The organism is Ottowia sp. SB7-C50 (genome assembly GCF_033110285.1).
GTDB lineage: Bacteria > Pseudomonadota > Gammaproteobacteria > Burkholderiales > Burkholderiaceae_C > Ottowia.
On record NZ_CP136995.1, the window covers coordinates 407,507 to 428,625 of the forward strand.

25 protein-coding genes, 1 tRNA gene and 3 pseudogenes are annotated in these 21,119 nt (G+C 62.6%); 24 read left to right on the top strand and 5 right to left on the bottom strand.

Annotation, left to right across the window (positions count from 1 at the left end; all coding sequences use genetic code 11):
• The first annotated feature begins 11 nt into the window (after positions 1-11).
• Together R0D99_RS01930 and R0D99_RS01935 are read left to right on the top strand one after the other, a co-directional pair.
• On the top strand, positions 12-716 hold the full coding sequence (locus R0D99_RS01930; protein WP_317749732.1) for a response regulator: 705 nt from the start codon (positions 12-14) through the stop codon (positions 714-716).
• Positions 717-752: 36 nt separating this feature from the next.
• A tRNA-Phe gene (locus R0D99_RS01935) sits at positions 753-828 on the top strand.
• Between the two features lie 263 nt (positions 829-1,091).
• On the opposite strand, the pseudogene R0D99_RS01940 reads toward R0D99_RS01935, so the two are convergent.
• Together R0D99_RS01940 and R0D99_RS01945 are read right to left on the bottom strand one after the other, a co-directional pair.
• Positions 1,092-2,043 (bottom strand): annotated as a pseudogene (locus R0D99_RS01940) (hypothetical protein).
• A gap of 3 nt (positions 2,044-2,046) precedes the next feature.
• Positions 2,047-3,283: pseudogene (locus tag R0D99_RS01945) on the bottom strand (hypothetical protein).
• Positions 3,284-3,579: 296 nt separating this feature from the next.
• On the opposite strand from R0D99_RS01945, the gene R0D99_RS01950 reads away from it, so the two are divergent.
• The 22 genes and pseudogenes from R0D99_RS01950 (at position 3,580) to R0D99_RS02055 (ending at position 19,761) form a co-directional block, all read left to right on the top strand.
• A complete protein-coding gene (locus R0D99_RS01950) occupies positions 3,580-3,858 on the top strand; it encodes a helix-turn-helix transcriptional regulator (RefSeq protein WP_317751181.1) in 279 nt (92 codons plus the stop codon).
• 13 nt (positions 3,859-3,871) lie between these two features.
• A complete protein-coding gene (locus R0D99_RS01955) occupies positions 3,872-4,801 on the top strand; it encodes an ImmA/IrrE family metallo-endopeptidase (protein WP_295940986.1) in 930 nt (309 codons plus the stop codon).
• A gap of 53 nt (positions 4,802-4,854) precedes the next feature.
• Complete coding sequence (locus R0D99_RS01960; RefSeq protein ID WP_317749733.1) at positions 4,855-5,670, top strand: OST-HTH/LOTUS domain-containing protein; 816 nt, start codon at positions 4,855-4,857, stop codon at positions 5,668-5,670.
• Between the two features lie 89 nt (positions 5,671-5,759).
• Positions 5,760-5,975: a hypothetical protein gene (locus R0D99_RS01965; RefSeq protein ID WP_317749734.1), complete on the top strand. Its 216-nt coding sequence runs from the start codon at positions 5,760-5,762 to the stop codon at positions 5,973-5,975.
• Positions 5,972-6,445: a DUF2924 domain-containing protein gene (locus tag R0D99_RS01970; RefSeq protein WP_088861535.1), complete on the top strand. Its 474-nt coding sequence runs from the start codon at positions 5,972-5,974 to the stop codon at positions 6,443-6,445. Before R0D99_RS01965 ends, R0D99_RS01970 begins: the two co-directional genes overlap by 4 nt.
• Complete coding sequence (locus tag R0D99_RS01975; RefSeq protein WP_279841808.1) at positions 6,442-7,854, top strand: recombinase family protein; 1,413 nt, start codon at positions 6,442-6,444, stop codon at positions 7,852-7,854. The genes R0D99_RS01970 and R0D99_RS01975 overlap by 4 nt, the downstream gene beginning before the upstream one ends.
• Positions 7,851-8,315 carry a hypothetical protein gene (locus R0D99_RS01980; RefSeq protein WP_024541971.1) on the top strand — a complete coding sequence of 155 codons (465 nt, stop codon included), beginning with the start codon at positions 7,851-7,853 and terminating at the stop codon, positions 8,313-8,315. Before R0D99_RS01975 ends, R0D99_RS01980 begins: the two co-directional genes overlap by 4 nt.
• 174 nt (positions 8,316-8,489) lie before the next feature.
• The gene (locus R0D99_RS01985; RefSeq protein WP_020200569.1) at positions 8,490-8,753 is read left to right on the top strand and encodes a helix-turn-helix transcriptional regulator; all 264 of its coding nucleotides are present in this window, start codon (positions 8,490-8,492) and stop codon (positions 8,751-8,753) included.
• 11 nt (positions 8,754-8,764) lie between these two features.
• Complete coding sequence (locus tag R0D99_RS01990; RefSeq protein WP_317749735.1) at positions 8,765-9,241, top strand: hypothetical protein; 477 nt, start codon at positions 8,765-8,767, stop codon at positions 9,239-9,241.
• Between the two features lie 5 nt (positions 9,242-9,246).
• On the top strand, positions 9,247-9,528 hold the full coding sequence (locus R0D99_RS01995) for a hypothetical protein (protein WP_279841810.1): 282 nt from the start codon (positions 9,247-9,249) through the stop codon (positions 9,526-9,528).
• A gap of 2 nt (positions 9,529-9,530) precedes the next feature.
• Positions 9,531-10,289: a Bro-N domain-containing protein gene (locus R0D99_RS02000; protein WP_024541975.1), complete on the top strand. Its 759-nt coding sequence runs from the start codon at positions 9,531-9,533 to the stop codon at positions 10,287-10,289.
• Entirely contained in the window at positions 10,289-11,149 is an 861-nt protein-coding gene (locus R0D99_RS02005; protein WP_024541976.1) for an ATP-binding protein, read from the top strand. The genes R0D99_RS02000 and R0D99_RS02005 overlap by 1 nt, the downstream gene beginning before the upstream one ends.
• Positions 11,150-11,154: 5 nt before the next feature.
• Positions 11,155-11,784, top strand: coding sequence for a hypothetical protein (locus tag R0D99_RS02010; RefSeq protein WP_088861529.1), 630 nt, complete (start codon positions 11,155-11,157; stop codon positions 11,782-11,784).
• A gap of 9 nt (positions 11,785-11,793) precedes the next feature.
• On the top strand, positions 11,794-12,282 hold the full coding sequence (locus R0D99_RS02015; RefSeq protein WP_279841814.1) for a DUF6511 domain-containing protein: 489 nt from the start codon (positions 11,794-11,796) through the stop codon (positions 12,280-12,282).
• On the top strand, positions 12,279-13,016 hold the full coding sequence (locus R0D99_RS02020; protein WP_062794259.1) for a hypothetical protein: 738 nt from the start codon (positions 12,279-12,281) through the stop codon (positions 13,014-13,016). Before R0D99_RS02015 ends, R0D99_RS02020 begins: the two co-directional genes overlap by 4 nt.
• The gene (locus tag R0D99_RS02025; RefSeq protein WP_024958067.1) at positions 13,013-13,240 is read left to right on the top strand and encodes a helix-turn-helix domain-containing protein; all 228 of its coding nucleotides are present in this window, start codon (positions 13,013-13,015) and stop codon (positions 13,238-13,240) included. The genes R0D99_RS02020 and R0D99_RS02025 overlap by 4 nt, the downstream gene beginning before the upstream one ends.
• Complete coding sequence (locus tag R0D99_RS02030) at positions 13,233-15,524, top strand: phage/plasmid primase, P4 family (RefSeq protein ID WP_317749736.1); 2,292 nt, start codon at positions 13,233-13,235, stop codon at positions 15,522-15,524. The genes R0D99_RS02025 and R0D99_RS02030 overlap by 8 nt, the downstream gene beginning before the upstream one ends.
• A gap of 125 nt (positions 15,525-15,649) precedes the next feature.
• Positions 15,650-16,127: pseudogene (locus tag R0D99_RS02035) on the top strand (crossover junction endodeoxyribonuclease RuvC).
• A gap of 1 nt (position 16,128) precedes the next feature.
• Positions 16,129-16,338, top strand: coding sequence for a hypothetical protein (locus R0D99_RS02040; protein ID WP_317749737.1), 210 nt, complete (start codon positions 16,129-16,131; stop codon positions 16,336-16,338).
• The gene (locus tag R0D99_RS02045; RefSeq protein WP_279841816.1) at positions 16,331-16,729 is read left to right on the top strand and encodes a DUF6362 family protein; all 399 of its coding nucleotides are present in this window, start codon (positions 16,331-16,333) and stop codon (positions 16,727-16,729) included. The genes R0D99_RS02040 and R0D99_RS02045 overlap by 8 nt, the downstream gene beginning before the upstream one ends.
• Positions 16,730-17,086: 357 nt before the next feature.
• A complete protein-coding gene (locus R0D99_RS02050) occupies positions 17,087-18,502 on the top strand; it encodes a site-specific DNA-methyltransferase (RefSeq protein WP_317749738.1) in 1,416 nt (471 codons plus the stop codon).
• Positions 18,499-19,761 (top strand): site-specific DNA-methyltransferase, encoded by a 1,263-nt coding sequence (locus R0D99_RS02055; protein WP_317749739.1) that lies wholly within the window; start codon positions 18,499-18,501, stop codon positions 19,759-19,761. Before R0D99_RS02050 ends, R0D99_RS02055 begins: the two co-directional genes overlap by 4 nt.
• Here the strand turns inward: R0D99_RS02055 and R0D99_RS02060 are convergent.
• The 3 genes from R0D99_RS02060 to R0D99_RS02070 form a co-directional block, all read right to left on the bottom strand.
• Positions 19,725-20,093: a hypothetical protein gene (locus R0D99_RS02060; protein ID WP_317749740.1), complete on the bottom strand. Its 369-nt coding sequence runs from the start codon at positions 20,091-20,093 to the stop codon at positions 19,725-19,727. The genes R0D99_RS02055 and R0D99_RS02060 overlap by 37 nt on opposite strands.
• 97 nt (positions 20,094-20,190) lie before the next feature.
• Complete coding sequence (locus R0D99_RS02065) at positions 20,191-20,769, bottom strand: DUF3489 domain-containing protein (RefSeq protein WP_317749741.1); 579 nt, start codon at positions 20,767-20,769, stop codon at positions 20,191-20,193.
• A gap of 95 nt (positions 20,770-20,864) precedes the next feature.
• Positions 20,865-21,071 (bottom strand): DUF6900 domain-containing protein, encoded by a 207-nt coding sequence (locus R0D99_RS02070; RefSeq protein ID WP_198848046.1) that lies wholly within the window; start codon positions 21,069-21,071, stop codon positions 20,865-20,867.
• Between the last annotated feature and the right edge of the window lie 48 nt (positions 21,072-21,119).

The window sequence follows — 21,119 nt, forward strand, 5'->3', positions numbered from 1 at the left end:
CAGACGAATTTATGGCGAACATCCTGGTGGTTGACGACGAGCTCGGCATTCGGGATCTCCTGTCGGACATCCTCAATGACGAAGGCCATACCGTCGAACTTGCCGAGAACGCCGCGCAGGCACGCCTGGCGCGTCAGTCCGCCCGTCCCGATCTGGTGCTGCTGGACATCTGGATGCCCGACACCGACGGCGTGACGCTGCTGAAGGAATGGCGCGGCACCGGCCTGCTGACCATGCCGGTGATCATGATGAGCGGGCATGCCACCATCGACACGGCCGTCGAGGCCACGCGAATCGGCGCGCAGTCCTTCCTCGAAAAACCCATCACGCTGCAAAAGCTGCTGAAGGCCGTCGACCAGGCGCTGTCGCGCGACGCCGCATCGCGCAAGCCCGCCGTCGAAGCCGCAGACGCCCAGGCGCCAGCAGCTTCATCGTCAGACCTGACCGTCGAAGCCGCCATGATGGGCGGCCAGACACTGCCCGCGGCCGTCGACCTGAGCCCCCAGGGCCAGCAGACCTTCGATCTCGACAAGCCCCTGCGTGACGCCCGCGATGCATTCGAAAAGGCGTACTTCGAATTCCACCTGGCCAAGGAAGGCGGCTCCATGACGCGCGTCGCCGAGAAAACCGGGCTGGAGCGCACCCACCTCTATCGCAAGCTCAAGCAGCTCGGGGTGGATCTGTCCCGCGGCCGGCGTGCCTCCTCTGTCCCTTGAAGAGCGCCGATCGAGTGCTATAATCACCCGCTTACTGGCCCGGTAGCTCAGTTGGTAGAGCAGCGGATTGAAAATCCGCGTGTCGGTGGTTCGATTCCGCCCCAGGCCACCAAAATTCAGCGCCCAACTGTTCTCAGTTGGGCGTTTTCATTTGCGCTTCCCGCATGACACGCGGGGTTCCCGCACATTCTGCGTGTGCGACCGGGGTCCTATGGCCTGGCAGGAACAACCCCGGTTGCCCTCCGTTCTGCCCTCTCTTCTCTCGAAATCGGCGCTAACTTCTTCGCCTTGGCACACGCACATGGCCTTTTGCGACCATGATTTGCGCGCGTGCCATCGCCATTCGTTGTCGGGCGAGCTTGGAGCAGCAGTCCATCACGCCAGAACTGCCGCCGCGCAAGGCATGGAATACAAGCCTGCGCGTTGCTGCGTGACCACGAGCGCAACGTAGGCCGCCAGCCGAGCCTCGTACTCCGGCTTGCCCTTGTCCCTCGACTTGATCTTGAACAGGTCAATTGGCTTGTCGCTCTTCTGGCCGGCGCGCTGCATGATCCTTTCGCCGTCCACCTCGGCCCCCCTTGAACGACCAGAGCGCTTCGAACACCTTGGCCTGACCTTGCGTGAAATGGATCGGCGTGGACTGCACGTTCGGCAGCGTTGCCCACTTGAAGTCCGCCGAGAACGGCCCGTTCACCGGCGCGGCCGGATCGGCCACTACTGGCGCTGCAGACGGTACCGAGGGAATGAACGTGATCCCACCACCATAGAACGTGAACCGTTCTTCCAGCGCCAGCCATTCCACGCCGGAGCCGAAGGGTGATCCACGAGTCGTGCGCGGCCTGGGGGTGATGACCAGGATGTTGCTTCCCGCCACCCGCACACGATCCAGCAAGGTCGGCTCATGCAGCACTCGCGTCAGATCGCGGGCCAGCACAACCGGAGAGCGGCGGGCGTCACCGAGTCGCCAAGCACCGTCGCCCAAGTCATCGATGCCGTCGCGGCTCTCGATGTCGAGCGCGAGGCGCATTTTCTGCCGCAGCCAGTCTTCATCCAGGGCCAACGCCGCACCGTCGCTTGCTTCGACGGGCACCTGTCCACAATCCGGGCATCGGCAGATTCGACCTCTCCGGCCGTCACTCCAGACCTGCACCCGGTGCTGCTGGCAATGGGGGCAGAGCACAAAAGACTGATCCACCACCTTTGGCCTGACGGCTTTGCCGAGCGCAGACAGAGCAGATACCTCGCGTGTCGACAGCGTGGCAAGCAGCACCGGCGTGCCGCCCGCGAACAGGCGGCAAACCAAGGCCCAGGCATCGTGCGTCACCATTGATCAGTCCTCGAAGGCCGATGAGGAACTGACGGCGTCGGTCTCCGGCGGCAATTCCTGGGCACTGAGGGTCTGGCCCTTCTGCAAGATGCCCACCGCGACCAGGTAACCCTCCAGCTGCGCCTGCATATTGGCGTCGAACTTGTGCAGGTTCAGCCGACCTTTGCTGGTCACTTCGATGGTGACCACCTTGGGGCGGGTCCTGCCCGGCTCGGGCGGGTAATAGAGATTGACCTGTGCCGCTGTCACTGCCCACTGACCTTCCAGCGGGCCAGGCAGCTTCTCCTTCAGCAGATCGTGCACCGAGCGTTGCTGGCTGGATTGCATCGCCGTGCATTCGATCTTCAGCGCCGTGTCGGGGCTGAGCAAGGTGAGTGCCTTGAGCTGCACCATCGAAAAGCCGTCCTCAAAGACCTCCGGCACATCGAATCCGGTGCGCAGCATCGACAAATCCAGCGTCGGCGACTTGATTTTGTGAGCACTCGCCTTCACGCCCAGCACATGCTCGGCGAAGGCCTCGACCAGCATCTGCTGGTACTTGGCGCCGCCGCGCACCAGCGTGCGCACGACACCGGTGGACTTGGCGTACTCCAACACCATGTGGATGTTGGGGTTGCCGACCCGGCGCTTCAGGGTCGCGCCCTCGAACTCCAGGCGCAACATCGCCATGTCCTTGACATGGACCGACAACAGGAACACCCCCCGGGCTACGCTCGACCAAGTGCGCCACGCTGCCGTCTCCGCATTGCAGTTCGCGCTTGTAGAAGGCAGAGATGGCGTGACGCAACGCAGTCAGATTGGCATCCGAACCGTTCGGTTGGCGCTTCAAGCCAAGATCGTATTGCTGCGTCTGCTGCCCATGCTGCTCCCAAAAGCTGAAGTCATAGGCACGCTCGAAGAGCGCCGGGTGGTGGACGTAGAGCCAGAAGGAACGGTGGACGTCACTTGCGCACAGCGTCAGGCCCGCCAAAGCGGCACCGTCGGTCACAGCCGCCTCAAACATCGCCTGCTTACCTGCCGCGTCGCCCAACTGAACGCTGGCCATGAGGTTGGCCGTCATCCGGTCGCGGGCAGCAATGTCGGGCCAGACCTTGACCGCCTCAACCAAAAACTGGCTGGTCTCCGGTGTGTCATCCCATGCAAAGCCATCGGGCACCGGCAGGCTGTGGGTGGTCAGAAAGTCGCGCAGCGTGGCATCCACCGGCAGCTCGAGCATCACGTCGACAAAGGTCTTCTTCATCTTGATCGTCCTTTCTGGATCGGCGTCGAAGGTCTGCGACCGATGTACGGACTGCACTGGCCAGCGACTGGGTTACTGAACACGAACCTCGCACAAGTAAAGTGGCGAGATACAAGTGCGATTCTGAACCTCGGATTTCCGCTTGTCAATCAACGTGGTACATCTAGACCCAATGTGTATCTCGCGGCTATACTGGCGGTCTTGTTTTTGTTAACTGACTGTTTTTCCCCAACAGGAGCATCGCTATGGCTTCAGCGTTCGGAGCACGCCTGCGACGCTTACGCGAGGCGAAGAAATTGACCTTGCAACAGGTCGCCGACGAAGTCGGCTGTACCAAGGCGTACATATGGGAACTGGAGATGAAGGACGGTCAGCGTCCCTCCGCTGAACGGGTCCAGGCCCTGGCCAGGGTACTGGGCGTGACGATGGAGGACATCATGGGCGAGCCCATCGAACAGGTTCCTCAGGCCAGTCCAGAAGATGTGGCCTTCTTCCGCGAGTACGCCGGAATGACGGACGAGGAGAAGGATCGCTACCGTCAGGCCCTCAAAATCATGTTCCCTGACAAGAGCTAAGGCGGTCTGACAATTGAGCGCATCCCAGCCCCTCACCGGTTCCATCGCGGCCAGCACAGTCTTGAAATGGTTGCGGGCCTGGCACGCCGACGGCATGCCGGATGCAGTGGATCTGGAAGTTGTCCGGCAGATGCTTCCGGAGACGCCTTACGGCAAAGGGGTGCGGGAGATCAAAGCTCCGATGGTGCTGGACATCAATAGCTGCGAAGGCATGCTGGTACGCAGCCCACAGGACACCGCAGAATGGGGCATCTTCTATAACGGCAAGGCAAACCCAGAGCGCCAGCGTTTCACCATCGCTCACGAACTGGGCCATTTCATTCTCCACCGCGATCAGCGGCAAAGCTTCAACTGCGACAAGGAAAGCGTGTACTCCGGCGCTGACACCATCCGTGTCATCGAACGTGAGGCGGACGACTTTGCCAGCAACCTGCTGATGCCTGGCGACTTGCTGCGCGAGTGGATCTCGAACCAGCGCATCGACTTGCATGTCCTGAGCGCCCTTGCCAAACGGTTCCAGGTGTCGTTCGAGGCGCTGTGCATTCGGTTCATCAAATTCACCACGCAGCGGGCAATCCTTGTCTATTGGGACAACGGTTTCGTAAAGTACGAATGGCGCAGCAGCAGCGCGGTCAAGACGCGCGCCCGCATTCGGCGCACTGACGATCCGCAGGAACCATTACCCGGCACCCTGGCTGCTGATTCCACCGTTGAGCAGGAGTGGGATGGCACGGAGATGTCTGCCGCGATCTGGTGCCCGGAGGAGGCACCACACATGAAGTTGCGCGAGTTCAAGCACAGCTACACCACAGGAGATCGCGTCCTGACCCTTTTGCTACTGGAAAGTGCTGAACCACGGTCATGGGATCGGTCTTGGCAAGACGGCGAGAGCTTTGACAGCTTCGATCAGTTCGTCTCGAACGGGCAATTGCCAGTACGGTGAGTCCCTCAATGACAGGTTTACCGATCCAACCCATAGATGAAGAACTGCAGACCTTGCAACGCGAGGTGCAACGAATGCTGGGCCGTTGTCTCTTGCGTCTGCAGCAGTACGAAAAATTGATGAAGGCCATCGTGGCCCACCACGAAATCTCCGCGTCAGGATCACCCCTCGAATCGAACGAGGCGGAGCGCATTGCGGATGCCGCAAACAAGACTCTGGGTACGTTGGTTGGCACGCTGCTCGGAACGTATGTCACCAGCGGCGACCAAGACGAGGTCGCCGAACCAGATGCGCCCGACAACATCATCTCGTTCAAGATGAAGATGAGCTTGCGGATGTCTGCCGAGGATTTCGATACGACGCAAAACGATCTGAAGGAACTGGTTCTGCTGCGGAACAACCTGGTGCACCACTTTATCGACCAGCACGACCTTTGGAGTCTGGACGGATGCCGTGGTGCGCAAGAGTCCTTGGCCGCGGCCTACAGTCGCGTCGATCAACACTTTGAGCAACTGCGAGGCTGGGCGGAGCACATGGATCAGGCCCGTCGTCTGGCGGCGGAGTTTGCCCGGTCCGATGCCTTCCGCGATCTGGTGATCAACGGCATAGCGCCGGATGGCTCGGTGGATTGGCCCGCAGCCGGAATTGTTCGCGCATTGCGTGAAGCGGCAGATCAGTTGGCTGTCGACGAGTGGACGCCGGTCGCTACTGCTGGACGATGGATTGCAGAACGGTATCCCGATCAACTGCCGGCCAAGTATGGGTGCAGCAGTTGGCGGCAGGTCGTGCACGAATCCCGCCTTTTCGAGCTTCGGTATCGGGAAGTGAATGGCCAGCGCGCGGCTTGGTATAGGTCCAAAGAGACATAGCGCCAAACCCGCGCACTCACGCTAAATCACGTTACGCGAAGTGCCCTTGGTTTCTAGCATGAGCAGCGTTTTCCATCGGAACGCTTGCCATGACAGAAATCGAACTTATCTCCATTTGCACATCACCTGAACGGCCACGGCACGGGCATCAAGAAATCGCTGATCTCTTGGCTGCTGCGCTGTTGCGCCTTCGTGTCCGCCAATCGCGCGACATCCCACAAAACAGCGAACACGTTTGCCTTGGCTTCCCCGGCCAACAGCGCGTGAATGCGAACCCCGATCACAACAACGGAGTTCGCCCATGACAGCACACGCAACCTCACCAACGCCCGCCTCAGTCGCCGCCCGCGTCGCGGCTATTCCACATCTTTCGATGGATGATCTTTGGGCTCTCTGGGACGACCATTTCGATGAACGGCCGAATCACCACCATCGGGTCTGGTTGGAAAGTCGCCTGGCCTACCGGATGCAAGAGCGCGCGTTTGGCGGTTTGAAACCGTCACTGCGCAAGAAGCTTGAGGAGGTTGGCGAAACCGGCATCTTGCCCAAGCAACTGCGCGGCGATAGCCAACGCCTACTGCCCGGTACCGTCCTGACACGCATCTACGACGACATTGAACATCGTGTGCTGGTGCGCGGATCGAATGATTTCGAGTACCAGGGGCAACGCTTCAAGAGCCTGTCCGCTGTAGCCAAACGCATCACGGGCAGTCACTGGTCAGGTCCTGTGTTCTTTGGCTTGAAGGCACCAGCTTCGAAGAAGGGGGCGGTATGAGCTCAGTGCGTCGAAATCAAACTCCCGCAGTCACACCAAAGAAGCGCTGCGCCGTCTACACCCGCAAGTCCACTGACGAAGGCCTCGATCAGGAATACAACAGCCTCGAGGCACAGCGTGATGCAGGCTTGGCCTTCATTGCCAGCCAACGGCATGAAGGCTGGATAGCCGTCGACGACGGATACGACGACGGCGGCTACTCGGGCGGCAACATGGAACGGCCCGGGTTGCGCCGCCTGATGATCGACATCGAGGCGGGGAAGATCGATACCGTGGTCGTCTACAAAATCGACCGCCTCACGCGCAGCCTGCCGGACTTCGCAAAGCTGGTCGAGGTTTTCGACCGCAACCGCGTCTCCTTTGTCGCAGTCACGCAGCAGTTCAACACCACCACATCGATGGGGCGATTGACGCTCAACATCCTTTTGTCATTCGCGCAGTTCGAACGCGAGGTCACCGGCGAACGCATCCGCGACAAGATCGCCGCCAGCAAGGCCAAGGGCATGTGGATGGGCGGAGTCCCGCCTCTTGGATACGACGTGGTCGAACGCAAGCTCGTCATCAATGAACGTGAAGCCGCGCTGGTGCGTGACATCTTCCGCCGCTATGCCGAGCACGGCTCGGCTGCGCGACTCGTCCGCGAATTGGAAATCGAAGGGCATACCACCAAGGCATGGGTCACCCAGTCCGGTCGGGAGCGATTGGGGCGCAGCATCGATCAGCAGTACCTCTTTACCTTGCTACGTAACCGCATTTACCTCGGTGAAATCTGCAATCACGAGACGTGGTACTCGGCCCAGCACGACCCCATCATTTCTCAAGAATTGTGGGACGGGGCACACGCCTTCATTGAGAGGCGAAAGCAGGCACCGCGCGAACACCGAGCCAAGCATCCGGCACTGCTGGCGGGACTTCTGTTTGCACCGGATGGCCAACGGATGTTGCACTCCTTCGTCAAAAAGAAAAATGGTCGGCAGTACCGCTACTACGTGCCTTACCTGCACAAGCGGCGCAACGCCGGTGCCAGCCTGGCTCCACATACTCCGGACGTGGGCCACCTGCCAGCCGCCGAGATCGAAGATGCCGTGTTGGCGCAAATCCATGCTGCGCTCTCATCGCCGCAAATGCTGATCGCAGTGTGGAGATCCTGCCAGCAGCATCCGGCGGGGTCGACGCTGGACGAGGCACAGGTGGTGGTCGCCATGCAGCGCATCGGTGACGTGTGGTCGCAACTGTTCCCCGCCGAGCAGCAACGGATCACACGGCTGTTGATCGAACGCGTGCAACTACGCGGGCACGGCCTGGATATCGTTTGGCGGGAGGACGGTTGGATCGGATTCGGTGCGGACATCAGCACGCATCCCTTGATCGAAGAGTCCCAAGAGCGTGTCGAGGAGGCTTTGGCATGAATGCCACGACCCACCAGCGCCAGCGCGCCGTCCGCATCGAGATTGGAGCCGAGGCGCGAAGTTATGTCAGCGAGGGGCAGCGGGTCACCTTGGTGCCCCTGACGATCAAGCGCCGCCAGAACCGGAAGCTGCTGATACCGCCAGCCCCCGAGATCGCGGACCGAATCGGTGGCTTCGATGTGCCGATGATCAAAACGCTGGGCAAGGCCTTCTACTGGAAGCGCTTGATCGACGATGGCACCTACTCCACGACAACGGACTTGGCGCACGCCTTCAAAGTGGAACCGGGCTGGGCTGCCGAGGTCTTGCGCATGACCATGTTGGCCCCCGATATCGTGGAGGCGATATTCGAAGGACGTCAGCCACGCCACCTGAATCTGCACACCTTGCGTGGCCGCCAAGAGCAACTACCGCGCGATTGGGCTGCGCAGCGTCGATTGCTCGGTTTCTCCGACGCCTGATCTGCTTCCAGACACACCCGATGACGGCGAGCCATGTGCTCGCCGTTTGCTTTTCTGCACTGGGCCATTGGCGAACCTGGAGTTCCGTCGTGGTTCGCCATTGCGTCCCTTAAAGGTTCGCCACCCGAAGTTTGGAATGACACCTGTTACTCAACAACGTCACAGGAGCATTCCATGCAGACACCAACCAGCGGTATCCCCCGGTCGCCACAGCAGGCGATCAACACCATGTCACCCGGTGATCGCCGCGTGCTCAACGAAAACGAGCTCGCGCAACGCTGGGGCGTTAGCCCCAAGACTTTGCAGCGCTGGCGCAGTGAGGGTCGCGGTCCACGCTACCTGAAGCTGTCCAAGCGTGTCGGCTACCCGGTCGACGCGATCCTCGAGTTTGAGCGCGAAGCGCTGCACGACTCGACATCCGAACGCGCGGCGGTTTGAGGAGAGATGCGATGAATGACATCACCATCTTCCCTGCCGAGATCGCCGAGATGTCGGTCAGCCAACTGGCCGCATTGCCGCCCGCGCAGAAACACGAGATCGACAGGAACCTCGATGCAGCCATCGACTGGCTGAAGAAGGCGCGCACCAAGTTCGATGCGGCACTGGATCAGTGCTACGGCGAGCAGGCACGCACCGCGCTGCGCGAGTCCGGCCGTGACTTCGGCACCGCACACATCAGCGATGGCCCGCTGCACCTGAAGTTCGAGCTACCCAAGAAGGTCAGCTGGGATCAGAAGCAACTGGCTGAGATCGCTGAACGCATCGTCGCCTCAGGCGAGAAGGTCGAGGGTTACCTCGACATCAAGTTGTCCGTCTCCGAATCCCGCTTCACGAACTGGCCGCCTGCTTTGCAACAGCAGTTCGCCGCCGCTCGCACCGTGGATTCCGGCAAGCCGTCTTTCACCCTTTCCATCGATTCGGAGTAATGACCATGAGCACCAATCTCATCGCCTCGCTGCGTCAACAGCTGCCGTCCATCTACGGCGAACACCTCCCTGACGAAATCCGATATCGCCGCGCGGACGGTCAGGACGTCGTTGTCCCGCTCAATGCCGCCACTGTGGACGAGCTGGCTTTTGCGATCCAGACAGGCAACGCGGAATCGCTGGCGCTCGGCCGCCGCCGCACCGCGCTGGAAGAACTCCACACCGAGGTGCGCAAACGTGCCGCGCGTGGAGCCGACCGTATCGCCGATGTGTCTTGGGAGGACTGATCATGAGCGCGATCATTCCCTTCCAGTTCGAAGCGCACGCCGTGCGCGTCCAAGTCGATGAACTCGGGCAGCCGTGGTTCAACGCCACCGATGTCTGCGACGCCCTGGAGATGGGCAATCCGTCTCAGGCGATCAAGTCCCACGTCGATGCCGAGGATCTCCAGAAATTGGAGACCCTTACGGCGGGTGGCCGTCAACGCCAAAACCACGTCAACGAGTCGGGGCTTTACGCCCTGATCCTAGGTAGCACCAAGGATGCCGCCAAGCGCTTCAAGCGCTGGATCACCGGTGAAGTGCTGCCTGCAATCCGCAAGACAGGCGCGTATTCCGCCGCCACCACGATGGCTGCCTTGCCCGCGCCGACCCAAGATCGCGTCACCGCCATCCTGCTGATCGGCGAAGCGGTCGCCAAGGTACCGGGCGTCAAGACCGGCATTGCAATGGCTGCCACGTTGACCTGCATTCAGGAAAACACCGGCCTGACCACGGAAGTGCTGCGACGCGCTTTGCCTGCCGCCAACGAGCCGATCTGCTCGCTCAACGCCACACAGCTCGGCAAATTACTGAGTCGCTCAGCCAAGGCCACGAACCAGTTGCTGGCATCCGGCGGCCTTCAGTTCCGCAACGACCGGGACGAGTGGGAACTGACCGAGGCCGGTGAAGCATGGGCCGAAGCCATGCCGTACTCGCGCAACGGCCACAGCGGCTACCAGATCCTCTGGAATCCGGCGGTCGCGGAACAACTGAAGGAGGTGGCGTGATGTCCCTCCCGATCATTTCCGCGCAGCAGCGCTTGGCCGAGCGCAAGGGTGTGAAGTTGCTGATGCTGGGCAAATCCGGCATCGGCAAGACCACCCGGCTCAAAGACCTCGACCCTGCCACCACCTTGTTCCTCGACATCGAGGCGGGCGACCTCGCCGTGGCCGACTGGCCGGGCGACACCATCCGCCCGGCCTCGTGGCCGGAAAGCCGCGACTTTTTCGTGTTCCTCGCAGGCCCGGACAAGTCACTGCCGCCGGAGAGCGCGTTCTCGCAGGCGCATTACGACCACGTCATCGAGAAATTTGGCAGCCCGACGCAGCTCGACCGCTACCAGACCTTCTTTCTCGACTCGATCACGCAGCTGTCCCGGCAGTGCTTCGCATGGTGCAAGACGCAACCAGGTGCCACCAGCGACCGTAGCGGCAAACCCGATCTGCGCGCCGCATATGGCCTGCTTGGCCAGGAAATGATCGGCGCACTGACTCATCTGCAGCACGCACGCGGCAAGAACGTGGTGTTCGTCGCCATCCTCGACGAACGTCTCGACGACTACAACCGCAAGGTGTTCGTGCCGCAGATCGAAGGCAGCAAAACCAGCCTGGAGCTGCCCGGCATTGTCGATGAGGTCGTAACACTGGCCGAGATCAAGGCCGACGACGGCAGTGCTTACCGCGCCTTCGTCACCCACACCGTCAATCCCTACGGCTTCCCGGCCAAAGACCGCAGCGGTCGTCTCGACCTGCTGGAGCCGCCGCATCTCGGCGCACTGATCGCCAAGTGCGCTGGCCAGTCGCCAGCGCCCATGCCCGTCAGCAGCGGCACACCCACTACAGAAAACACCACCGAATCCAAGGAGTAATCGCCATGTCGTCCAACTATTTTGATTTCCAAGATGCCGATCCCCAACAGTCGGGCTTTGACCTGATCCCCAAGGGCGCGGTCGTGCCAGTGCGCATGACCATCAAGCCCGGTGGTTATGACGATCCGGAACAAGGCTGGGGCGGCGGCTACGCCACCGAGTCCTTCGAAACCGGCTCTGTCTACCTCGCCGCCGAGTTTGTCGTCACGGCGGGCGACCATGCCAAGCGCAAGATGTGGAGCAACATCGGCCTGCACTCCAAGAAGGGGCCGACCTGGGGTCAGATGGGGCGCAGCTTTATCCGCGCCGCGCTCAACAGCGCCCGCAACGTCCATCCCCAGGACAACAGCCCGCAGGCCGCCGCCGCGCGCCGCATCCAGGGTTTTCATGAACTGGATGGCCTGGAGTTTCTGGCGCGCGTGGACATTGAGAAGGATGGCAAGGGCCAAGACCGGAACGTGGTCAAGATCGCGGTCGAGCCTGATCACCCCGACTACGCAAAACTGATGGGCGTGCCGCCCAAGGCTCCGGGCAGTGGACATTCCGGCGCTCCGGCGCAGGCGGCTGCGCCTGCGTATCAGGCACCGGCTCCACAACGCGCACCGGTGACCGGCAAGCCGTCGTGGGCACAGTGAGGGAGGCAGATGAAATGCTGGGTCTGCAAACGACAGGCCCGGGGATTCGGCCACACCGACAACCGTCACGGTGTCGGCCATCCCCGGCGCTATCCCATCGACTGGGTGTTCTGCTCACAACGCTGCCAAAACGCGTTTCATGCGCTGTACGGCAACTGGCTGCGGGTCAAGGAAGGTCGCGTCGACAGTACGGAGGTCGCCATGATCGATCCATCTGATGTCGAACTAGCCGCGATGAAGAAGTGCCTCAAGGCCTTCGGCGAGGCTGCAGGCGAGATTGGCTTCACCAAGCCGCTGGGCGACTACTCCGAAGCCGAGGCGCTGCAAGTGATCGACGTCATCGTCACTTGCTACACCGAGGCAATGGTCGCGCACCACGAGGCGAGCAAGTACCCACCGGTACGCGGCATGACGCCTGCGCCCGACCCTCTGGCCAACCCGTTCGCGGATCTGGAGGACGACCTGCCCTGGGAAGAGCCGAAGGGGAAGAAGCCATGATCGACTTCAACTCCTCATCGAGCATCTCGGGTCAGGTCACCACCCTGGTGGACACGGGCCTGCAACAGGCTCGCGCCCGCCAGTCCGAGCGCCAGTACCTCGGGGCCTCACGTCTCGGCGTGGCCTGCGAGCGGGCGCTGCAGTTCGAGTACGCCAAGGCACCCATCGACCACGGGCGAGACACCCCGGGCCGAATGCTGCGGATCTTCGAACGCGGTCACGTCATGGAGGACTGCATGGTCGCGTGGCTCCGAGACGCGGGCTTTGACCTGCGCACCCGCAAGGCCGACGGCGAGCAGTTCGGTTTCTCGGTGGCCGATGGCCGCCTGCAGGGCCACATCGACGGCGTCATCGTCGGCGGCCCCGAGGGCTTCGCCTATCCCGCGCTCTGGGAATGTAAGTGTCTCGGCAACAAGTCCTGGAGCGATCTGGACAAGAAGGGCCTGACTCTCTCCAAGCCCGTCTACGCCGCGCAAGTGGCGATCTACCAAGCCTATCTTGAACTGCACGAGCACCCGGCGATCTTCACGGCACTCAACGCCGACACGATGGAGATCTACACCGAGCTCGTGCCCTTTGACGCAGCACTAGCCCAACGCATGTCGGATCGGGCGGTCAAGGTCATCACGGCGACCGAGGCGGGAGAGCTCCTGCCGCGCGCCTTCCATGACTCGACCCACTTTGAATGCCGGATGTGCGCGTGGCAAGACCGCTGCTGGAGGACACAAGCATGAATACCTCGAATTTGAATCACGTACTGGGCGAGCAGCTGATCGACGTCCGCCAGGCTGCACTGATGTTCAACCTGCCGTCGTATTGGCTCTCACAAGCCAAGGAGCGACAGGAGCGTCGCATTCCGCATTACCGCGTCGGCAAACTGGTTCGCTTCAAACCCAACGAACTGGAAGCCTGGATCGCTGCGCAGCAGACGTCACACGAGGGTGGTGCCGATGCTTGATTTCAATGACACATCACCACCGGGAGAAACGGGCCGGCGCAACGTCAATGACAGCGAGCGGGACGAGATTCGCACTGAACTGATCGCACGCATGGAATCAGTCCTGACCACGATGTTCCCGGCAGGAAAGAAGCGTCGTGGCAAGTTTCTGATCGGGGACATCCTGGGCAGCCCGGGCGACAGTCTTGAGGTGGTACTCGAAGGCGACAAGGCCGGTCTCTGGACGGATCGTGCCACGGGCGATGGCGGTGACATCTTTGCCTTGATCGCCGCCTACCTCGGGGCCAACGTCCACACCGACTTTCCCCGGGTGCTCGACGAGGCAGCTGAACTGCTCGGTCGTTCGCGATCAGTGCCGGTACGCCGCGCCAAGAAGGAAGATCCGGTTGATGATCTCGGCCCGGCCACGGCCAAGTGGGACTACTTCGATGCCACCGGCAAACTGATTGCGGTCGTGTACCGCTACGACCCACCCGGGCGCAAGAAGGAGTTCCGGCCGTGGGATGCCAAGCGGCGCAAGATGACTCCGCCTGATCCGCGCCCGCTGTACAACCAGCCGGGGCTGGCTGCCGCTGGTCACGTTGTGCTGGTCGAGGGCGAGAAGTGTGCGCAGGCCCTGATCGCCATCGGCGTGGTGGCAACCACGGCCATGCATGGCGCAAACGCTCCCGTCGATAAGACCGACTGGTCGCCGCTGGCGGGCAAATCCGTGCTGATCTGGCCTGACCGGGACGCGCCAGGCTGGGATTACGCTGACCGTGCATCGCAAGCAATCCTGAACGCGGGTGCGACCACGGTCGCCATCCTGGTGCCACCCGATGACAAGCCGGAAGGATGGGATGCGGCTGACGCCATTCCGGACGGCTTCGATGTGAGGGGCTTCCTCGCCGTCGGCGAGCGGATGCCGGTGATGCGGTCGGTCGAGGAGACGCCACCACCGGATCTGCTGACCGGTGTCGACTGGACTACGGAGGACGGCTTGTCCTCGGCCTTCACACGCCGCTATGGCGAGGACTGGCGCTACTGCGCGCTTTGGGGCAAATGGCTGGTCTGGACCGGCGTGCGCTGGAATCCGGATCAGGTTCTCTATGTGTCTCATCTGGCGCGCGGTATCTGCCGGATGGCGTCACTCAAGGCGGACAGCCCTCGGCTCACAGGCAAGCTGGCCAGCTCCGCCACGATCTCGTCCGTCGAGAAAATCGCACGCTCCGATCCCAAGCACGCCTCCACCGCCGAGGAGTGGGATGCCGACGTCTGGGCGCTCAACACACCTGGCGGCGTGGTTGATCTGCGCACGGGCCGGATGCGACCGCACCGGCGCGATGATCGGATGACCAAAGTGAGCACGGCCACACCGCAGGGCGACAGTCCGACGTGGCGCGCGTTCCTGGCCGACGTCACTGGCGGCGACGCCGAGTTGATGGCCTACCTGCAACTGATGGTCGGCTACTGCCTGACGGGCGTGACTAGCGAGCACGCGCTGTTCTTTCTGTACGGGACGGGCGCGAACGGCAAGTCGGTGTTCGTCAACGTCCTGACCACCATCTTGGGCGACTACGCGGCCAACGCGCCGATGGACACGTTCATGGAGGCGCGCACTGACCGGCATCCGACCGATCTGGCGGGTCTGCGCGGCGCACGCTTTGTGTCATCCATCGAAACCGAACAGGGTCGGCGCTGGAACGAATCCAAGGTCAAGGCCATCACCGGTGGCGACAAGGTGTCTGCGCGTTTCATGCGCCAGGACTTCTTCGAGTACGTGCCGCAGTTCAAGTTGGTGATCGCAGGCAACCACAAGCCATCGATCCGCAACGTGGACGAGGCGATGAAGCGCCGACTGCACCTGATCCCGTTCACGGTGACGATCCCGCCCGAACGGCGTGACGGCAGGCTGACCGAGAAGTTGCTCAAGGAGCGGGACGGCATTCTGGCGTGGGCAGTCGAGGGCTGCAGCCTTTGGCAACGCCAAGGCCTGAAGCCGCCCGCCAGTGTGGTGTCGGCGACTGAGGAGTATTTCGAGGCCGAGGACGCGCTCGGGCAGTGGATCGAAGAGCGCTGCCTGCTGGCCAAGACCCACCGCGAAGGCGTTTCCGAACTGTTCGCCGACTGGCGCGAATGGGCTGAGCGCGCGGGTGAGTACGTGGGCTCGGTCAAGCGCTTCTCCGAACTGCTGGCGGCCCGCAAATTCGAGAAGTGTCGGCTGACCGGGGGCGCACGTGGCATCACGGGCATCGCCCTCAGGCCCAAGCCGTACAGCCACGGCTACCCCTACCGAGATGACTGAGCAATCCGGGCGAGTGACGGATTTGACGGGTTTCCTGATTGACGCGCTACGCGTGCGCGCACGTAAGGGCTGTTCTCCAGAGAACCCGTCGTATCCGTCACTCGCCCCCGAACTGGAGCACGACGATGAACACGACGATCTTGGCCCTTGATCTGGGCACACACACCGGGTGGGCTTTGCTCCACCTGGACGGAACTATCACCAGCGGCACGGAGCACTTCAAGCCGCAGCGATTTGAGGGGGGGCGGCATGCGTTTCCTCCGTTTCAAGCGCTGGCTCAACGAACTGCTCTCGGCCAGCAACCACATCAACGCGGTGTTCTTCGAAGAAGTTCGACGGCACGCTGGTGTTGATGCGGCGCACGCCTACGGCGGGTTCATGGGACACCTGACCGCGTGGTGTGAGCATCACAACATCCCATACCAAGGTGTTCCGGTCGGCACGATCAAAAAGCACGCGACCGGCAAGGGCAACGCGGGCAAGGACGAGATGATCGCGGCGATCCGCGCGCGTGGCCACACGCCCGGCGACGACAACGAGGCCGACGCGCTGGCGCTGCTGCATTGGGCCATCGCACAGCACGATCTGGATCAGGAGGCGTGAGATGAAGATTCCGACACCCACCTATCGCTGCCCCTTGGGCCGCCTCCAGCCCGCGACCACCGACCTCGAAGCGATGAAGCAACGTGGCTGGCGCGACCAGCACATCCTCGTCGTCAACGCCGCCGACGAACGCTTGGACTTCATCGAGCGCGAGTTCGTCCGGCGCATCGGCGAACGTCTCTACGGACAGGGAGGCACACACCATGGCTGACCGTCGCGCTGCTTGGACAATCGAAGACGTGGCCGCGCGTTTCGAGGAGGCGGCCAGCACCGGACGACGCCTGCCGCCCGTGCGTGTGCAGGGCTACTTCAACACCTGGCCGATCATCGTGCGCAAGGAGTGGGAAGCCTTCGCGGCCGACGAGACGGTCTATCGACCGTTTCCTCCGACGCCGGACGCCATCGAGCGTATGCTGGAGACGATGAAGTGGGTGCAGTGGCTGGAGGTCGAGCAGCGCCACCTCGTGTGGATGCGCGCCAAGCGCTACGGCTGGCGCGACATCACCATCCGCTTCGCCTGCGACCGCACGACGGCATGGCGGCGCTGGCAGCGCGCCTTGCAGACGGTCACCGACCAACTCAATGGCGTCGTCACGGCGTAGTGATTTGGCGTGATTTGGCGCGCGGGGTCGGACATCAGCGGCGATCAGCGGAGCAGAGCGGCTTTTGCCCCTGCAACAAATCCGGTCGTTTGGGCATACAGTGACGGCTATGGTCGCACGAGGTGTGTGACCGAGAGGGACGGCCCAGGCGAAAGGGGTCCTTCCTGCCGAAAATCCAATGCGGGGGGGCGCGAGCGCGACGCTTTTTTAGCGTCAGGTCGCGGGCAAGGTTACCAGTCGGCCAGGTTACCGGCCCAGGTTACCACCACCAGGCGCAGTTACCACCCCTCCAGAATCTACTTTCACCCAACCCGCCCGGCAGCAACGCTCGGCGGGTTTTCTTTTGGGACTTCCATCTTGAACACGCTCAACGTCGAGTACCGCAAGGTCGAGGCGCTGATTCCCTACGCCCGCAATCCGCGCACGCACGCGGAAAGCCAGATCGCCAAGATCGCGGCCAGCATCGTCGAGTACGGCTGGACGAACCCGATCCTGGTCGATGGCGACAACGGCATCATCGCCGGACACGGGCGTCTGGCCGCTGCGCGCAAGCTCGGGCTGGAGCAGGTGCCAGTGATCGAACTGGCCCATCTGACCGTCGCACAGAAACGGGCACTGGTGATTGCCGACAACCGGCTGGCACTGGATGCAGGCTGGAACGAAGAGATGCTGGCGCTGGAGCTGGCCGAGCTCTCCGACGCAGGATACGACCTTGCCCTGACCGGCTTCGAGGATGCCGAGATCGAGGCACTGCTCACCGGTGCGGTGGCCGTTGCGGATGATGAACCCGAGTCCGAAGCCGACGAACCTGACGCTGCTGACGAGGTGCCGGATGCTCCTGTCGTGGCGGTGTCGCGTACCGGCGATGTCTGGGCCATCGGACCGCACCGCCTGATCTGTGGCGACGCCACTGACCGGGACGTAGTCGCTGCGCTGATGCAAGGTGACGTCGCTCGCCTGTGCTTCACTTCGCCACCTTACGGCAACCAGCGCGACTACACCTCGGGCGGCATCTCCGACTGGGATGGCCTAATGCGCGGAGTGTTCGCGCACCTGCCAATGGCTGGCGACGGTCAGGTGCTGGTCAACCTTGGCCTCATCCACCGCGATAACGAAGTGATCCCGTATTGGGACGCGTGGCTCGGCTGGATGCGCCAGCAGGGCTGGCGGCGCTTTGCGTGGTACGTCTGGGATCAAGGGCCAGGCATGCCCGGCGACTGGGCTGGCCGCTTCGCGCCGAGCTTCGAGTTCGTCTTCCACTTCAACCGCGAAAGCCGCAAGCCGAACAAGATCGTCCCCTGCAAGCACGCGGGCCAGGAGTCGCACCTGCGCGCCGACGGGTCGTCCACCGCGATGCGCGGCAAGGATGGCGAGGTGGGCGGTTGGACGCACAAGGGGCTGCCGACGCAAGACACCCGCATCCCCGACTCGGTGATCCGAGTGATGCGCCACAAGGGCAAGATCGGCCAGGACATCGACCACCCGGCCGTGTTCCCGGTGGCCCTGCCGGAGTTCGTGATCGAGGCCTACACCGACGCGGGCGACATCGTGTTCGAACCCTTCGGCGGCAGCGGAACGACGATGCTGGCCGCCGAGCGCACCGGTCGGATCTGCCGCAGCGTGGAGATTGCACCGCAGTACGTGGACGTGGCCATCAAACGTTTCCAGCAGAACCACCCCAGCGTACCGATCACCTTGATCGCCACGGGTCAGTCCTTCGAGCAGGTGGCTGCGGAGCGCACCACCACCCTTGATGCCGAGGTGGTGGCATGAACTGGCTGGCCGACAAGATCGAGCAGTGGCCTACGGCCAAGCTGCTGCCCTACGCTCGCAACGCGCGCACCCACTCCGAGGAGCAGGTGGCGCAGATCGCCGCCAGCATCGCCGAGTTCGGATTCACCAATCCGATCCTGGCAGGCAGCGACGGCATCATCGTCGCTGGCCACGGTCGGCTGGCCGCCGCACAGAAACTCGGTCTGGAGATCGTGCCAGTGGTCGTGCTCGACCATTTGAGCCCGACCCAGCGCCGCGCGCTGGTCATCGCGGACAACCGCATCGCCGAGAACGCGGGATGGGACGACGCGATGTTGCGGATCGAATTGGAAGCCCTGCAACTCGAAGGGTTCGACCTCGATATCACCGGCTTCGACGCCGACGCGCTGGCCGAACTCATCGCGGGCGAAGAGCCGGACAACGAGGGCCAGACCGATGAGGATGCGGTGCCCGAGGTCAGCGAGATACCCATCTCGCGTCCGGGCGATGTCTGGATCATGGGCCAGCATCGACTGCTTTGCGGCGACGCGACCGTGGCCGAGAGCTACGACCGACTGATGCAAGGCGACGTGGCGGACATGGTTTTCACCGACCCGCCGTACAACGTGAATTACGCCAACAGCGCCAAGGACAAGATGCGCGGCAAGGATCGTGCGATCCTGAACGACAACTTGGGCGACGGGTTCTACGATTTCCTGCTGGCGGCATTGACACCCACCGTCACACATTGCCGGGGCAGTATCTACGTGGCGATGTCCTCCAGCGAACTGGATGTGCTGCAGGCTGCCTTCCGCGCCGCCGGTGGCAAGTGGTCGACGTTCATCATCTGGGCCAAGAACACCTTCACGCTGGGGCGCGCCGACTACCAGCGCCAGTACGAGCCGATCCTGTACGGCTGGCCCGAGGGCGCACAGCGGCACTGGTGTGGCGACCGGGACCAGGGCGACGTCTGGAACATCAAGAAGCCGCAGAAGAACGACTTGCACCCGACGATGAAACCGGTCGAGCTGGTCGAGCGCGCGATCCGCAATTCGAGCCGCCCCGGCGACGTGGTGCTCGACCCCTTCGGTGGCTCTGGCACGACGCTGATCGCGGCGGAAAAGTCAGGCCGCATCGCGCGGCTGATCGAACTCGATCCGAAGTACGTTGATGTGATCGTGCGTCGGTGGGAGGACTTCACCGGCAAGCAGGCCACCCGCGAGGCGGATGACGCGGTGCTCGATCAGGCGGCAAGCGACTCCTCAACGATCTCGCAGTGAATCACGAAGCCCGTCAGGTAAGGCAGGCCGCGCGGGATGCCGTATTGCTTGCTGGTCTGGCGGCCAATCGTCCAGCCCATCCAGCGTTGGGTGGCGGCGTTGATCGCGCCCGCCAGGGGCTGGCCCTGATAGAGCCCGTTCTGGACGTCGTCTGCAAAGTGGCGGCCGTGGCGGCTGTCGAGGAAGACCCTTACCGATTCGAGGGGCTGGCTGGTGGCGTCCGAGATGGCGGTCATCGCCAGGGGCCATGCAGCGCTGGCGTGCTCGTTCATCGTGCCCCAAAAGCCCCAGGCATCGTTCTGGGTGGCGGGAATTTGCGTGGTGGTGTTCATCTCAGGCTCCTGCGGGTTGATCGTTGCGACACCCGTAGTAACGCGCTGTTCGATTGAGAAGCCAAGCGCCGCTTGGCCTCTTTCTCGATCTTTCTGATCAGGCGATGCGGTACACCCGCTCGCCGCCCTCCGGCTTGTCCGACACGATGCTCAGGCCCAGCTTCTTCTTGAAAGCCCCGGCGAACGTGCCGCGCACCGTGTGCGCCTGCCAACCGGTGGCGGCGCAGATCTGGCCGATGGTTGCGCCCTCGGGGCGTTGCAGCATCCGGATCACTTCGGCTTGCTTGCTGTTGTCGCGGGTGCGCGGCGTGGTCTTAGTCTTTGTTTGCCACGTTGCTTCGGCGGCGGTTACAGCGGCTTCCAGTTCGGGATCGCTCGTGGCGGCTGGCGCGCCTTCTGCGTTGGCGATGATCTGGTCGAGATTGGCTTCGAATTGACCGATGCCATTCTTGTTCACTCCCGGGCGTGGCATGCCCAGGGCGTCATAGCCCTCGGCGGCGACGAACCAGTCGGTGCCGTCGCTGGTGATCAGGGCACGGTTGAACAACCCGTCGAGCACCTTCTTGCGCGCGCCGCCTTTGATGTTGTCGGGGAACCAGTCGATCTTGCCCGCGCTGGTGTTGATGGCCTTGGCCAGGATGGCGTGTTGGGCCGGGGTCAGGTTGGTGGTGGTCATGGGCTGCTCCTTCGGGGGGGGGGGATGACGATGTGATGAACGCGCTGTCTGGGACTGAAGCCAAGCGCTTTCTGCCTGGCTTCGTCGGTTTCCAATCAGTCCTTGGCGATTTCCGCTTCCGAGGCCTTCGGGCTCGATGCGCCAAATTCGACGCCCGCCTTGAAGGCCGCTTCCAACGCGTCCTTGAGGCACCACACCGCCGTGTCGTGGAAGTCGAGGCTGTCGGCGTTGCGGGTTTGCAGGGTTTCGATGCCGAGATGCTTCTGGGCGATGAGGGTGAGGATGGTGTCGATCTGGCTCATGGCGTTTTCCTTTCGGGGTTGGTTGGCGTGACGTGATGAACGCGCTGT